Source organism: Microvirga lotononidis (genome assembly GCF_034627025.1).
Lineage (GTDB): Bacteria > Pseudomonadota > Alphaproteobacteria > Rhizobiales > Beijerinckiaceae > Microvirga > Microvirga lotononidis.
The window spans coordinates 742,707-757,910 of record NZ_CP141050.1 but is presented as its reverse complement, the minus strand read 5'-3'; the positions used below and the strand labels follow the sequence as shown (position 1 = coordinate 757,910).

Genomic DNA, 15,204 nt, shown 5'->3' with positions numbered 1-15,204 from the left:
TGTTCGTGGCAGATGCCACGACCGTGCGGGGCCAAGCTATTCCTTGATATGAAGCGAGCATTCTCTACATCAGATTTATAGATCGTTATTTCGTAACAACTGTAAGCAGTCTGATACACTCACGCTATCCTGGCTCATGGATTTCCATGAGGTGCGATTAGCTCCCAGTCCGACTAAGATCGGATCGTGAGTTCGCTAACTGCATTCATGAGAACCGGTGCTATACAGGCGCTGACAGTCCCCAGGCTTTGCTTGTTTGTGGGAGAAGCCAATGACGGCAGCGCCTGACCTACCTCGCGAACCCGTCTCTGATGAGACGCGTGCGCTGCAGATTCTTGAAAGCATGCCCGGCTTCGCGTGGTCGGCGGACCCGTCCGGGCATTTCACCTATGTCAGCCCGAGCACACTGACGTTTCTCGGCCAAGTGCCCGAAGACCTTAACATGTCCGAAGGCGAGGACGAGTTTGGCTGGCGCCGGGTCGTGCATCCGGACGACTACGATCGTGTTGCAGCCCGATGGCGGCATTGTCTCAAAACCGGCGAACATTACGACACGGAGCACCGCCTGAGGCGGTCCGATGGCGTCTATCGATGGTTTCGAAACTCGGGACGCCCTTCGCGCGATGGTCAGGGGCGTATCGCCCAATGGTATGGAACAACGCTGGATATCGAGGATCAAAAGCGGGCCGAGGCAGCGTTGCACGATCGGGAGCGAGAGCTCTCCCAGCTGGTCACCATGGTTCCGAGCCATGTCTGGCGCCTGACGCCCGGAGGTGAGCCGACCTTCTTCAACAAACGCATGGTGGATTATCTCGGGCTCGATGTGACTGATACGGACAGGCTGGGAATGAGCCGGCTGGACGCTCTTATAGAAACTGTCCACCCGGACGATGCAGCAACGTTTCGAGACACACTGATGCGCTCCTTGGCGACCGGAGATAGCTTCGTCTTGCGATACCGGCTGCGCCGTGCCGATGGTGTCTTTCGCTGGATGTCGAGCCGCGCGGAACCCTTGCGAGACGAGGAGGGGCGCATCGTCCAGTGGTATGGTCTCTGCCACGACATTGACGATCAGGTGCATGCCGAGGAGGCCGTGCGGAGAAGCGAGCACCGGCTGCAACAGATGATCGATGTTGTGCCCGCGCATATCTGGTGCATGACCCGCGAGGGAAAGCCGTCCTACATCAACAAGCGTTTCATAGACACGCTCGGCGTCACCCTCGCGGACCTGACCGCGTCGGACGGATCGCGGTCCCTGGCTGATGTCCACCCGGACGACAGGAATCGTGTCGAGCACTCGCTCGCCCGGTCGGTCGAGACAGGCGAAACGTTTGCCATGGCCTTTCGGCAGCGCCGCGCCGACGGTTCGTATCGATGGGTCGAAGGGCGCGGGGAGCCGCTGCGGGACGAGACCGGTTCCATCGTCCAATGGTACGGCGTTTGCGTCGACATCGATGACCGGGTCACCGCCCAGGAGGCGCTGCACAACCGCGAGCGCGAGCTCTCGCAGCTTGTGGACATGGTCCCTGTCCATATCCGACGGTTGTCTCCGGACGGTGAGCCGACCTTCTTTAACAAGCGGTTGATCGACTTCTTCGGGTTGGACTTGGGCGACCTGGAACAACCGGGCGCGAGCCGGCTGGTGACAAACATAAACTCTCTGGTCCATCCTGACGATGCAGAGGGCCTGCTGGCCGCTGTGCGCCACTCTGTCACCACGGGCAAGCCCTATGCCATGAAGTACCGTATGCGTCGAGCCGACGGCGTGTATCGTTGGGTCGACGGCCGCGCCGAGCCGCTGCGGGATCAGCACGGGACCATCGTGCAATGGTATGCGATTTCCATTGATATCGATGACGAGATGCGCGCGCAGGAAGCCTTGCGCGACCGGGAGCGGGAGTTGTCCCAGCTTGTCAACATGGTCCCGAGCTACCTCTGGCGGTTGAGCCCGGACGGGACGCCGGGCTTCTTCAACCAGCGTCTCATCGACTTCCTAGGCTTGGACATCGCCGGAGCGGACAGGCCGGACACGAGCAGGTTGGAAGCCTTAATAGCAGCTGCCGTCCATCCCGATGATGCGGCCGGCCTCAAGGAAGCGTTCAATCATTCCTTCGCCACCGGCGAACGTTTCTCAAGGCGGTACCGTCTGCGGCGCGTCGACGGCGTCTATCGCTGGGTGGAAGGTAGCGCCGAGCCGCTGCGAGACGAGAGCGGGCGCATTATCCAGTGGTACGGACTCACGCACGACATCGACGATCAGCTGCGGGTAGAGGAGGCGCTGAGACAGAGCGAACGGCAGCTGCAGCAGCTGATCGATACCGTGCCGGTTCAGATCTGGTGTGTCACGCCCGTTGGCGAGCCGGCCTACATCAACAAGGCTATGATGGATTACATCGGGCTAGGGCTAGAGGATTTCGACGCTCAAGGCGGGCTGCCCAGCGCGATCAGCACCATTGTTCATCCGGACGACAGGGCTGCCCTGCAGCAAGCCCTGTCGCATTCCTTCCGCACGGGTGAGTCGTTCGAGCTGAAGTTCCGCAATCTTCGGTGGGATGGCTCCTACCGGTGGCAGGAAGGCCGCGCGGATCCCCTGCGCGATGAGAACGGCCGCATCATCCGTTGGTACGGGGCGAATGTTGACATCCATGATTTCGAGACCGCGCAGGAAGCCTTGCGCGAGAGGGAGCGCTCGCTCTGGCAGTTGGTCGAGACGCTGCCGATCATGATCGATTGTGCCGGGCCAGACGGAGAGCCGTTATATCGCAGCAAACAACTCCGCGATTTCCTCGGTTATGAACTTGACGCATTGGATGGGACTGGGAAGGGTCGCTTGGACGGCACCCTGGACGCTGGCGTTCATCCTGACGATCTGGCCGGCGTTAAAGAAGACTATGCCCATTCGTTGGCGACCGGAGAACCCTATGCGCGCAAGCACCGGTTGCGGCGTTTCGACGGAGAGTACCGCTGGGTCGACACGCGCGCTGCTCCCATGCGCAATGCCGAGGGGGAGATCGTGCAGTGGAATGTCGCTTGCCTCGACATCGATGGTGAGGTGCGCGCCCAGGAAGAACTGCGCCTGGCGCGAGAGAGGTTGGCGCGTGCAAGCCAGGAAGCAAGTCTTGCGGAGCTTTCGGCGTCCATCGCCCATGAGGTGAACCAGCCATTGGCCGCGATCGTCGCCAATTCCAATGCTTGCCAGCGCTGGCTCATGGCGAAACCTCCGAATCTGGAGCGTGCACAAAAAACGGTCGAGCGCATCGTGCGTGACGCAAATTCCGCCGCCGACGTCGTGAGCCGCATCCGGGCTCTGTTCAAGCAATCCATGGGGACAAGGACCAGAACGGCACTTTCCAGCGTCATGGCTGAAGCGCAGAGCCTCATGGCGGAGGAGGCCGCGCGCCGCCGCGTTCGCCTGGACGTTGCGGTCGACAGCCATCTTCCGCTCGTTGCCATCGACCGGATCCAACTCCAGCAAGTTCTCGTCAATCTTATCCGGAATGGCATGGATGCCATGGACGCTGTTCAAAGCGACAAAGTCCTCGGCATTCGCGTTCGCCAGATGGGCGATGCCGTCCAGATTGAGGTCAGCGATCGAGGCCAAGGTATTGAGTTCCCTGAGAAGATCTTCGAGCCGTTCTTCTCGACCAAGGAGAACGGCATGGGGATGGGGCTAGCGATTTGCCGGTCGATCGTCGAGTCGCATGGAGGGCGATTGTGGTCACAGGCGAACAATCCGCAGGGGGCAAGGCTCATCTTCACATTGCCCGTGGACCCGAAACCGGACGTGTGAGGTCTGCATGCCTCTGGACAAGGCATGGATTTCCATAGGATGCCCTTGGAGTGGGTCGAGAATACCATGGAACACGAGTTCAGCGGCCAAGATGAGATCAAGCGGATGTCCATGTGGTCAGATATCCGATCTCACAGTGGACGATTGTGGTCGGAGAGGAATGACCTTCGGGAATCGCCGTTCGTCTTCGCATCATCGGCTGGAGTATAAGCGCCGCCATGAATACAGAAGAGCATATCATCTTCATCGTCGACGACGATGAAAGGGTCCGCGAGGCGCTCGGGGAGCTTCTGGCCTCGCATGGCATGCGTGCTGTCGCGTTCGGCTCGGCCGGCGAGTATGTCCGCGCGGACAAGCCGGATGTTCCGGCCTGCCTCATCCTCGATGTCGAACTGCCGGATATCAACGGTCTCGAGCTGCAGCGCCAGATCGCCGAGGGCGATCATCCGGCGGTCGTCTTCATCACGGGGCACGGCGACATTCCATCGTCCGTACGAGCGATCAAGCGCGGCGCCGTGGATTTCCTGACCAAACCTTTCAGCGATGCGGATCTCATGGCGGCTATCGAGGCCGCCCTTGCCGAAGATCGGGAGGTTCGATCGGAGCGCGCTGACCTCAATTCATTGAAGCAACGCTACATCAACCTGACGCCACGCGAACGGGAAGTACTGCCGCTCGTGGTGAGCGGTCTCCTCAACAAGCAGGCGGCGGCTGAACTGGGCATCAGCGAGGTCACGCTGCAGATTCATCGAAGGAACGTGATGCAGAAAATGGCGGCGCAATCGCTTGCGGATCTCGTGCGGATCGCGGAGCGGCTAGGCATTCCGATCACTCACTCGCGCAGGACAGGAGGGGCTGGAGTGTGAGCAAGCAAAGGCCGGTCGTTGCTGTCGTCGACGATGATCCGAGGATCCTGGAGTCGTTGGAGGACCTCCTGGAATCGGCGGGCTACACGGCCTGCAGCTTCTCCTCGGCAAGGTTGCTGCTCATCAACGGACTGGCAGGTCTCGACGTGCTCATCACGGATATTGGGATGTCGGGCATGAACGGCCTCGAATTGCGTGACCTGGTGAGAAATGTGCGACCGGATCTGCCGGTTTTCCTGATCACGGGACGTCACGAGATTGCCGACCAGGGCCGAGCCCAGGGCATCAGCGGATTCTTCCGCAAGCCCTTCGACTCTCAGGCCCTCCTGGCGGCGATCGGCGATGCCCTGCCACATGAGAGAAACGGAGGATGATCATGAGAGTTGATCAGCCGAGTCGACAGGGACCGGCGTCATTGTCACTGCCAATGGCAAGGGATGCCGGGCAGCCCCTCGTCATCATCGTCGACGACGATGCGTCCGTCCGGGAGGCACTGTCTGAATTGATCCAATCGGCAGGCTTCCAGTCGGTCAGCTTCGCGTCGGCGCATGATCTGCTCGCGACACGCGTCCTGGACAATCCCGGGTGTCTGATCCTCGACGTGCGCATGCCAGGCGCAAGCGGCCTCGACCTGCAGCATTATCTCATTCGCAATGGGAGCCCCAAGCCGATTATCTTTTTGACTGGGCATGGGGACATCCCCATGACGGTTCAAGCGATGAAGGCCGGAGCGGTCGATTTTCTCACAAAGCCGTTTCGCGACCAGACGCTTCTGGACGCTGTCGCTGTCGCCATTGAAAGAGATGTTACCCAGATGGCTGATGCGCGTCGCGCCAAGGAGTGTTACGAGCGGTTCGTCACCCTGACCTCGCGTGAGCGGCAGGTCATGCGTGAAGTGGCGCGAGGGCGTCTCAACAAGCAGATTGCTTACGATCTCGGCATCAAGGAGATCACAGTCAAACTTCACCGAGGTAACGTCATGCGCAAGATGCAGGCAGCCTCACTCGGCGAACTCATCCGGGTTTGGCAGATCCTGCCTGAGGATGTCCGGGAAGAGCGACAGCCAAGAGAAATTCTCGATTAAGAGCGTCTAACAAAACTGTTTGCATTGGTTGAAGCAGATGACGGCGCCTCCAAGCGTGGTGAAAGCCAGATGGATGTCCTCGCGTCGTTCATGGCAAATGGTGAGACGGCGGAAGCGGTTGAGCCACGCCAGTGTGCGCTCGACCACCCAGCGATAGCGTCCCGGGCCCTTGCTGGCATCCACGCCGCGGCGGGCAATCCTGGGCACGATGGAGCGCCGCCGGCATTCCGCGCAGCAGCGGCGTTGGTCATAAGCTTTGTCGGCGTGCAGTTTGTCAGGGCGGCGTCGCGGGCGACCCGGTCCATGCCGCACCGGCGGCACGGCATCGAGTGTGGGTGCGAGCATGAGGCTGTCATGCCGGTTGGTCCCGCTCAGGCTCAGACCGAGCGGTGTGCCCGTCCGGTCGACCACAACATGGCGCTTCGTGCCCGGTTTGCCGAGATCCGTCGGGTTCGGGCCGGTGGCAGCGCCCCCTTTTTCGCCGCAATGGATGAGGCGTCGAGCGCAGCCCGGTTCCAGTTGAGTTTGTCGGCATCGGCCAGGCGCTCGAGCAGGATGCGATGCAGGCGCGTCCACACACCGGCTGCCTGCCAATCCCGCAACCGCCGCCAGCACGTCATACCCGAGCGGCCGATCTCAAAGGGCAACATCTTCCAGGGAATGCCCGAGCGCAGGACAAAGAGGATTCCGGCCAAGGCGGCTCGGTCATCGACCCGCGGCCGTCCTCCTTTGGGCTTGACCGGTTCACGGGAAAGGAGCGGCTCAATCACCGCCCACAGAGCATGGGAAACAAGAGGTTTGGCCATGCCAAACCAACGCCCTCACCTCGGTTTTGTTAGACGCTCTAAGTACCTCCGCTTCACCGTCAATGAATGCAGACGAGCAAAGACGAGGGATGATCCCGGCAGGGGAAGCAACTATAGTCTCTGGGTGCAGGTTCAACAAAGGCTGCTCACCCGATCGTCGGCCGTGTCTCCCAATTACGTCGTAGCCGCCCCTAAACTTCGGTCTAGGTAACGTACACTTATCGAGAGGAAGCCCAGGCCGCCGGCATAATAGCGCGAACTCCCCTTCAGAGACATGCTTCACGGGCAATGCACTCGCATCAGGGAGACAGCGCATGGACACATCGACCTCAGAATACGCCACGGCCGCTCTGGCAAAGACTTCGGCTCCACGGCTGAATTATGCGGCCATCTCGTCCGAACTTTTCAGGAAGCTGTCGGATCTCTCTACGGCTATCCGAAAGAGCAGTATCGATGAAACAGTCATCGATCTGGTGGAGATCCGCACGTCGCAGCTCAACGGCTGCAGCTTTTGTCTCGACATGCATGTGAAGCAGGCAAAGCTCCATGGAGAGCGTGAACTGCGCCTCTACCATGTTGCGACCTGGCATGAATCGCCCCTGTTCGAACCGCGCGAGCGCGCAGCCCTGGCCTGGGCGGAAGCGCTCACGAAGCTACCGGGGGGCGGGGTATCGAACGAACTCTACGAGCGCGCTCGCGGTCAGTTCTCCGACAAGGAACTCGTAGACCTGACCTTCGCTGTCATGGCCATCAATGCCTGGAACCGGGCCGGCATCGCGTTCCGCTCGGTTCCTGGATCGGCCGACAAGATCTACGGCCTGGACAAGGCCGGCTTAATCTGACGCTCAAGACGCCACCCCAAGATCTATCGGGTCTCGAACGCGACCGCAAACGCTCTGCAAAACGGAGATTCACGATGAAGATTGTTATCAATGGCGGAACCGGCCTTATCGGTTCGAAGACGGTCGCGCGCCTGCGCGACTCAGGACACGATGTAGTGGCCGCATCGCCGCAAGGTGGCGTCAATTCCGTAACAGGGGAGGGGGTCACGGAAGCGGTCAAGGGCGCACAGGTCGTTGTCGATTTGTCGAATTCTCCCTCGTTCGAGGACGCTGCTGTCCTCGACTTTTTCAGGCGCTCTACAGTCAACCTCATTGCGGCCGCGAAAGCGAGCGGAGCCAAGCACTATATTGCCCTGTCCGTCGTCGGCACGGAGCGGCTGCAGGCGAGCGGATATTTCCGGGCGAAAATGGTCCAGGAGGAGTTAATCAGGAACTCCGGTCTCGCCTACACAATCGTGCATGCAACGCAGTTCTTCGAGTTCCTGGGAGCAATCGCAAACTCTTCCAAAGCTGATGAGAAGGTTGTTGTTCCCGCGGCCTTGATTCAGCCGATTGCCTCCGACGATGTTGCCGAGGTCATGGCGGAAGTGGCGCTCCAACCACCACGCAACGGCATCCTCGAAATCGCCGGTCCGGAGCGCTTTCGCATGCGGGACCTGATCGCGCGGTATCTGACCGCGACGGGTGACTCCCGCATCGTCGAAGCCTCGACCGAGGTCCCATACTTCGGCGCGAAGCTCGAAGAGGGCACCCTTGTTTCCAACGGCACCCCCCGTCTTGGAAAGATCGATTTCCTCCAGTGGTTCGGATCCAGAGCAAAGGCGGCCTGAGCTGCCGCCATCCTCGCGACCCGACACGATTATTCCAGAAAGGCATTACCAATGATCAGAGAACTCAGCTGTGCGGCTATTCTGTTGGCTATGACTCCGGGTGCTGCCGGCGCTCACGACACTCGCGCGGCTAACGAAGCTGCCAAGGTTACGGTCGTATATGAGCAGGAGCTTCCGAACGTGCCCGGCAAGAGCATGAAGGGAGTCTTGGTTGAATACGGCCCCGGCGGTTTCGACCAAGCCCACACACATCCATCATCGGCCTTCATCTATGCGACCGTTCTGGAGGGTGCCATCCTGAGCCAGGTCAATGACGGCCCAGTGAAGACATACCGCGCCGGGGAAAATTTTTCAGAGTATCCGGGGGACCGCCACGGCGTCAGCGCCAATGCCAGCAAGACGGAACCTGCTCGATTGCTGGCGGTATTCGTCGTCAATACCAATGAGACAGAGCTGCTGACCCCTATCAAGTGAACGTTCGGCCTGGAGCTCGTTCTGGCCCAATCTTTCGGGCGAGTGCGCGCAGTAGCGATCCTGTTCCAATACTAATGCCCTAAGCAGCTGATCCGCAGGCTTTGGGATCTCACGTTTTCACGGCTTTGTCACACAGAGCCTTCGTCAAGGGAGCCGCGTATGGTCAAGCAACACTTGTTCTATCCGGTCCGGCGGGATGTGATCGGGTTCGGCCTTGGGGCCGCCCTCGTCGCCAGCCTGCCCGCGGCCGCTCAGGCAGCAATACGCGTCAGTTCGGAAGACCAAGAGGAGGCCATTATGGGTACAGTCACCACCAAGGACAATGTTGAGATTTTCTACAAGGATTGGGGTCCCAAAAACGCTCAACCCATCGTCTTCCATCATGGGTGGCCGTTGAGCTCCGACGACTGGGATGCCCAGATGCTCTTCTTCCTGAGCAGAGGCTATCGTGTCATCGCCCATGACCGCCGCGGCCACGGTCGTTCGACTCAGGTCAGCGATGGTCACGACATGGATCACTATGCAGCCGATGTCGCAGCCGTCGTTGAGCATCTCAATCTCAGGAACGCTGTTCATGTCGGTCATTCGACCGGGGGCGGAGAGGCAGCGCATTATGTAGCGCGGCAGGGGCAGGTGCATGGCCGCGTCGCCAAGCTCGTGCTGATCGGCGCCGTACCACCGCTCATGGTCAAGACCCCGGCGAACCCCGGCGGGTTGCCGCTGCAGGTGCTCGACGGCTTGCGGGCGCAGCTCGCAGGGAACCGCTCGCAGTTTTATGTCGACTTCGCGAGTGGGCCCTTCTACGGCTATAATCGCCCGGGGGCGACACCATCGCAGGGGATCATCCAGAACTGGTGGCGCCAGGGCATGGCGGGCAGTGCGAAGGCCCATTACGATGGCATTAAGGCCTTCTCCGAGACCGACTTCACTGAGGACTTGAAGGCCATTGCTGTTCCGACACTTGTCATGCACGGCGACGACGATCAGATCGTGCCGATTGCAGATTCTGCACTGCTTTCGATCAAGCTGCTGAAGAACGGCACGCTCAAGGTCTATGACAAGTTCCCGCACGGCATGTGTACCACCCACGCGGATGTGGTGAACTCCGACCTTCTCGCCTTCATCCAGGCCTGAAGACTACTGTCCGCAGGGACTGCCCGGGTCGGCCGGATATTCGGCCGACCCACCATAGGCAGCAGCGACGTTGTGAAGAATTGGCTCTGCTGTTGCAGGGTCTCTTTGACGCCGAGCGCACTGCCAATCTGACACGGGGGGTATGATGATAGCTAGGATGGATAGCAGAGCGCTTGCCGGTGTCACGGTTCCGGACACACCGATTGTTGATCGTGCACTCGAATACGCTCGGCAGAGATGCGAACCATACCTGTTCAATCATGTTGTCCGTTCCTGGCTCTTTGCCACCCGGCTCGGACAGTTACAGGATATTCCGCACGATGCTGAGGTTATCGCAGTTGGAACATTATTGCACGATATCACACTCAATGAGCGATTTGCCGGACCACGGCGCTTCGAGGTTGAAGCTGCCGATCTTGCCATTCGCTTCGCAAGGGAAAGCGGATTCGAAGAACGCCGCGCCCGATTGATCTGGGATAGCGTCGCCCTTAACTCGACCCCCTCGATCGGGCTCTACAAGGAGGCCGAGGTTGCTCTATGTACCGCCGGCATTTGCCTCGATGTCGTAGGCTGGCAGTATAACCGCATTCCGCGCGAAGAGGTGGAAAGAATTGTCGCGGAGTTCCCGAGGCTAGGAATGAAGCAGCGAATGACGCGATGCTTCTGCCATATTGCGGAAGTAAAGCCCGAACTGACCTACGATAACTTTGTTCGGGACTTCGGAGAGCGCTTTGTCTCGGGCTACAAAGCTCCTTCAGCTGCCGATTCTGTGGCGAATGCGCCGTTTCAAGAGTGACGCAGGGCGAGATGTGACGAGACACAGCGCATAGGACATCGCCGCCCGGATTGTTGTCCTGCCTGGTCACCGGGCCTAGGCCGCAATCAGCGCGATGATCGGATTGCCGTTCACGAGGGCAGCAGGTCCTAACACCGTCGGATGGATAGTGTAGCTGCAAGACCAGCCACACTTCCAGCGCCGCAGACGTTCTGTTCCGGATGACTAACCACGATATCGCGAGCATTCCAATCCAACCCGGAGGTCACGCGGACGCCGCACCGAGGACCGGGTGGATCCTGTCATCTGCTACAGTTCGGACGCTGCCGCGTGCTGTCCGAGCCAGTGTGGCAACGTCCATGCTCTACCGATCGGGGACTAGGATCAGGGTTCTTTAATGCCGACCAGATTTCTTCGCCAGCTTGCTACTTCGGACCGCGAGCGCGTCCTGGAAAGCATGCTTGAGAGTGCCATGGACTACGCGATCATTACCCTCGATTCTGGGGGCCTTATCACCGGTTGGACTGGCGGTGCCGAGGAAATCCTGGGCTGGGGCGAGGCCGAGGTGCTTGGACGTCACGCCGATCTGCTTTTCACGACTGACGATCGAGCCGCCGGCATCCCCGGAAGCGAGATGGCAAGGGCTCGTCGGACGGGAAAAGTAACCGGCGAGCGCTGGCACATCCGGAAGGGCGGCAGCCGTTTCTGGGCCGACGGGTCCCTTAGGCATTTGGTGGATGGAGACGCCTATCTCAAGATCCTGCGCGACCGCACCGCGCAACGTGAGCGGGACGAGGCTACCCGCGACAGCGAGGCCTTCCTGCGCAGCGTGCTGGAAAGCTCGGGCGACTGCATCAAAGTGCTCGACCCTGACGGACGCCTGGAGTTCATGAGCCCGGGTGGCCAAAGAGTGATGGAGGTTGATGACTTCTGCTCCATTCAGGGAAGCTACTGGCCCGACTTCTGGCAAGGTGAAGGCAGAGCCGCAGCCGAAGCCGCGATGGCGCTGGCTCATAAGGGCGGTGTCGGTCACTTCCTGGGGGTCGCTAGGACAGCCAAGGGATCATCTCGGTGGTGGGACGTGCAGGTCACACATATTCCCGCTCCCGACGGTGCATCCGGTAAGCTGCTGTCCATCTCGCGCGACATCTCGCAGGATCGCAACCGGCAGCTTGCCATCCACGCGCAGAATGCACGTCTCACGCTCCTGTCGGATATGGCCTCCCAGCTCATCGGCGGGCATGATCCCGACACGGTGCTTGAAACCCTCTTTCAAGGCGCAGCGGCTCACCTTGGCCTCGACGTTTGCCTCCACCTCACGCCTGATGCACGAGGGGCCCTGCGTCTGCAATCATGTGTCGGCATCGAGCCGGGCGAAGCCGCTCGGCTGGCGCGGCTCGACCCAGGCGAAACCATCTGCGCTTGGGTTGCTCAAACCCGGCAGCCCTTGTATCTGCAGGACGTCCAAGTGTCCCAGGAGGCCCACGCGCGCGAAGTGCAAGGTCTCGGTGTGCAAGCATACGCCTGCAATCCTCTGATCGCGAATGGTCAGTTTCTCGGTACGCTAGCGTTTGGGTCGCGCAACCGGGTCGCCTTCAGTGAGGAGGATCTCGCGTTCTTCCGCACAATCAGCACCTATGTGGCCGTCATCAAGGAGCGGATGGGGGCCGAGATTGAGCTCAGGGAGACTGAGGCAAGGCTGCGCCTGGCCGTCGAGGCCACCGACATCGGAATCTTCGATCACGATCTGACGACCGGGGTGCTGCGTTGGGACGCGCGGACAAAGGAGCTATTCGGCCTGCGCGGGGAGACAGAGGCCAGCTACGAAGGCACTTTCCTGGCTGGACTTCATCCCAATGACCGCGGGGCGGCGGATCGGGCGGTTCAGGATGCTGTTGATCCCGCAGGACCCGGGGTGTTCGACATCGAGTTCCGAGCCATCGGTCCATCCACCGGGAGCACGCGCTGGATCGCGGCCCGTGGTAGGGCTGTTCGGGAGCATGGCCACACAATCCGCCTCATCGGGACCGTCCGTGACATCACTGAGAAGCGGCAGGCGGATGAGGTCCTTAGGAGCACAGTCGAACGTCACCGCCTGGTTACGCAGGCCACCAACGACGCAATCTGGGATTGGGACCTCGTGGCCAATCATGTACTTTGGAATGAGGCACTCTGTACGGCCTATGGCTACAGCCCCGATGAGATCGCAGCAACGGGGGAGTGGTGGATCGACCATATACACCCTGACGATCGGGAGCGGGTCGAGCGGGACATCCGCGCGGTCATCACCGACAGCGCCAGCGAGTGGTCACACGAGTACCGCTTCCGGCGTGCCAGTGGTCAGTACGCAGACGTGCTTGACCGGAGCTACATGGTGCGCAGCCCGACAGGCACTCCCGTCCGAATGATCGGAGCCATGCTCGACATCACCGATCGCAAGCGCGCTGAGCAGCAGCTCCGGCTCCTGCACCGGGAGCTGGGCCATCGCCTCAAGAACGTGTTGACCATGGCGCAGGCCATCGCCACGCAGACGCTACGCAACGCTGAGTCCATGGAGGCGGCGCAAGACAAGCTGGCTGCACGTCTGGTCACCATGGGCCGAGCGCAGGATGTGCTGATTGCTGGAACCGCGGAAGAGGCCGACATCCTGACGGTGCTGGCCTCAGCGCTCGAACCTCATGATGATCCTCATTCAGAGCGCTTCCGCCTGCAGGGCCCGAAAGTCCGTCTCAACGCCAGTGCAGCGCTTTCGCTGTCCCTCCTGGTGCACGAGTTGGCCACCAACGCTCTCAAGTACGGCGCACTCTCCGCGCCACAGGGCTATGTTGAACTCAACTGGGCCCTCACGGACAATGATCAGGATCCCTGTCTCGTGCTGAGTTGGTCGGAGCACGGCGGTCCACTGGTCGTCGCCCCGAGCCGCAAAGGGTTTGGAACGCGTCTGATCACGCGCGGGCTGGCAGGCGATGTGGGGGGCAACGTCCGGCTCGACTATGCGCCGACAGGTGTGATCTGCACGCTGACGGCTCCGCTGGCTGGGCTCACAGAACCTCATCGCACCGAGAGTTGAGGCACACCGATCGCAGCGACCAAGAGGCCTTCACCCCGTCAAGTCCAACATGGGATGGGATAGAGTTAGCTAACCAAGCCATTCGACTTGGCCGTGGAGGACGAGCCAATCCTGCCCCACAATGCCCTCGGCGCGGATGATGGAGCAGGCTCTGAGTCCCGGACGTACAACGTCCCGCCACAACAGTGCGGATGTTCGAGACTCCCCGCTATGATGTACGGCTCTATGTTCGCAGATATCCGGATGCCGGAGCCGAGGCGCGAGAAGCACCTATGAGCCGTACGAGACAGCTGATTTGCTTAGCAGTGTGGGAACCGGTGCTGCAGACGATGTGGGGCCGGTGAGATGCGGCGCACGGTGGGATCTGCTCGGGTGCCTTCCAGGCCTCCGCTCGCATCGCGCACCACAATTGAGCGATGGAATAGGGGCGATGCCAGGTTCGAAGAGCGAAACCGCAGTTCCTCAAGCGATGGCGCTGTGGTCGATCGCGATGAGACGTGACGACGCCGAGCAGACATGTCTCAGCATGGCGGCTGTCCTCGCCCCATCAATGCTGCCGCCAGACTGCGAATGAGCAGGCATTGCGGTGAGCGCAGGTTAGGATCCCTTGCCCGCTGCCTCGGCCGCTTTCGAGCTCATGAGCCCGGTGTCACCGCTAACCACAATCTTCGGATCGACCCTCGCTCGCCTTTCAAGAACTAAGTTTCCAAATGAGCAGGCTGGTTGGCTCAGCGTTCCGGAGCCTTCACAGCGTCCTCGATCAGCGAAACAACCTCATTGGGATGCGAGACCATCAAGGAATGAGACGCACCTTCGATAACCATGGTCCTCACCGAGCGCGCGCGCTCCGCCATGAAGCGCATGACAGCCGGCGGAATGTTGCGGTCTTTCGAGCCGTAGATCACGTATGACGGAAGGCTCTTCCATGACGCCACTCCCGAAGCCTCAGCGAGAGCTGCCTGCGCCACAGGACGCTGGGTCGCTGCCATCAACTTGGCCTGGTCTTCCGGAAGATCCGCCGCGAACTGGGCGTGGAACATATCGGGTTTGATGTAGAGGTCTTGGCTGCCGTCCGGCAATGTGACGGCAGCAATCGCACTTGCTAAGGTGCTGCCGGGAAACTTGCCGGAGAGCGTGAGGCTGGATTCTCCCGCGTCGGGAACAAAGCCTGCCACGTAGACGAGGGCCCTCACATTGGCGTTGCCATTGGCAGCCGCAGTGATGACCGGTCCACCGTACGAATGGCCGACGAGTACGACCGGCCCCGGGATCGAATGGAGCATGGCCGAGACCGCCGCCGCATCACCAGCGACGCTGCGAAGCGGGTTGGCCGCAGCGACAGCTGTATAGCCATCCTTGCTCAATTTGGCGATGACTGCGTTCCAGCTCGATGACTCCGCGAAGGCGCCATGCACCAGCACAATGGTCGGACGGACCTGAGATCCTGCAGGCTGCGCAAGCACGCTACCCGACGCACCAAAAAACGTAGCAAGCAACAGAAATCTTGTGACCCTCTGCACTGAACTTCTCCCT

At 60.6% G+C, this 15,204-nt stretch carries 12 protein-coding genes; 10 read left to right on the top strand and 2 right to left on the bottom strand.

The window, feature by feature from the left end:
- Positions 1-271: 271 nt before the first annotated feature.
- The 4 genes from U0023_RS33245 to U0023_RS33230 all read left to right on the top strand — a co-directional run bounded on the left by U0023_RS33245 (position 272) and on the right by U0023_RS33230 (position 5,740).
- Positions 272-3,790, top strand: a complete 3,519-nt coding sequence (locus U0023_RS33245; RefSeq protein WP_009762534.1) for a PAS domain-containing sensor histidine kinase — start codon at positions 272-274, stop codon at positions 3,788-3,790.
- A 218-nt stretch (positions 3,791-4,008) separates the two neighbouring features.
- Positions 4,009-4,656 (top strand): response regulator transcription factor, encoded by a 648-nt coding sequence (locus tag U0023_RS33240; RefSeq protein WP_009762533.1) that lies wholly within the window; start codon positions 4,009-4,011, stop codon positions 4,654-4,656.
- The gene (locus tag U0023_RS33235; protein ID WP_009762532.1) at positions 4,653-5,030 is read left to right on the top strand and encodes a response regulator; all 378 of its coding nucleotides are present in this window, start codon (positions 4,653-4,655) and stop codon (positions 5,028-5,030) included. Before U0023_RS33240 ends, U0023_RS33235 begins: the two co-directional genes overlap by 4 nt.
- A gap of 2 nt (positions 5,031-5,032) precedes the next feature.
- Positions 5,033-5,740 (top strand): response regulator transcription factor, encoded by a 708-nt coding sequence (locus tag U0023_RS33230; RefSeq protein ID WP_009762531.1) that lies wholly within the window; start codon positions 5,033-5,035, stop codon positions 5,738-5,740.
- A 6-nt stretch (positions 5,741-5,746) separates the two neighbouring features.
- On the opposite strand, the gene U0023_RS33225 is transcribed toward U0023_RS33230, so the two are convergent.
- A protein-coding gene (locus tag U0023_RS33225; protein WP_085985158.1) for an IS5 family transposase occupies positions 5,747-6,546 on the bottom strand; the annotation gives its coding sequence in 2 pieces (ribosomal slippage) (positions 5,747-6,219 and positions 6,219-6,546; 801 coding nt in all).
- A 314-nt stretch (positions 6,547-6,860) separates the two neighbouring features.
- Here U0023_RS33225 and U0023_RS33220 point away from each other — a divergent pair.
- The 6 genes from U0023_RS33220 (at position 6,861) to U0023_RS33195 (ending at position 13,671) form a co-directional block, all read left to right on the top strand.
- Positions 6,861-7,388 (top strand): carboxymuconolactone decarboxylase family protein, encoded by a 528-nt coding sequence (locus U0023_RS33220; RefSeq protein ID WP_009762529.1) that lies wholly within the window; start codon positions 6,861-6,863, stop codon positions 7,386-7,388.
- A gap of 74 nt (positions 7,389-7,462) precedes the next feature.
- Positions 7,463-8,218 carry an SDR family oxidoreductase gene (locus U0023_RS33215; protein WP_009762528.1) on the top strand — a complete coding sequence of 252 codons (756 nt, stop codon included), beginning with the start codon at positions 7,463-7,465 and terminating at the stop codon, positions 8,216-8,218.
- Positions 8,219-8,269: 51 nt separating this feature from the next.
- Positions 8,270-8,692, top strand: a complete 423-nt coding sequence (locus tag U0023_RS33210) for a cupin domain-containing protein (RefSeq protein WP_009762527.1) — start codon at positions 8,270-8,272, stop codon at positions 8,690-8,692.
- Between the two features lie 297 nt (positions 8,693-8,989).
- Entirely contained in the window at positions 8,990-9,826 is an 837-nt protein-coding gene (locus tag U0023_RS33205) for an alpha/beta fold hydrolase (RefSeq protein WP_040638840.1), read from the top strand.
- A 157-nt stretch (positions 9,827-9,983) separates the two neighbouring features.
- Complete coding sequence (locus tag U0023_RS33200) at positions 9,984-10,622, top strand: HD domain-containing protein (protein ID WP_154661075.1); 639 nt, start codon at positions 9,984-9,986, stop codon at positions 10,620-10,622.
- Positions 10,623-10,998: 376 nt separating this feature from the next.
- Positions 10,999-13,671, top strand: a complete 2,673-nt coding sequence (locus U0023_RS33195) for a PAS domain S-box protein (protein WP_009762524.1) — start codon at positions 10,999-11,001, stop codon at positions 13,669-13,671.
- A 728-nt stretch (positions 13,672-14,399) separates the two neighbouring features.
- Here the strand turns inward: U0023_RS33195 and U0023_RS33190 are convergent.
- Positions 14,400-15,191: an alpha/beta fold hydrolase gene (locus U0023_RS33190; protein WP_009762523.1), complete on the bottom strand. Its 792-nt coding sequence runs from the start codon at positions 15,189-15,191 to the stop codon at positions 14,400-14,402.
- Positions 15,192-15,204: the final 13 nt, after the last annotated feature.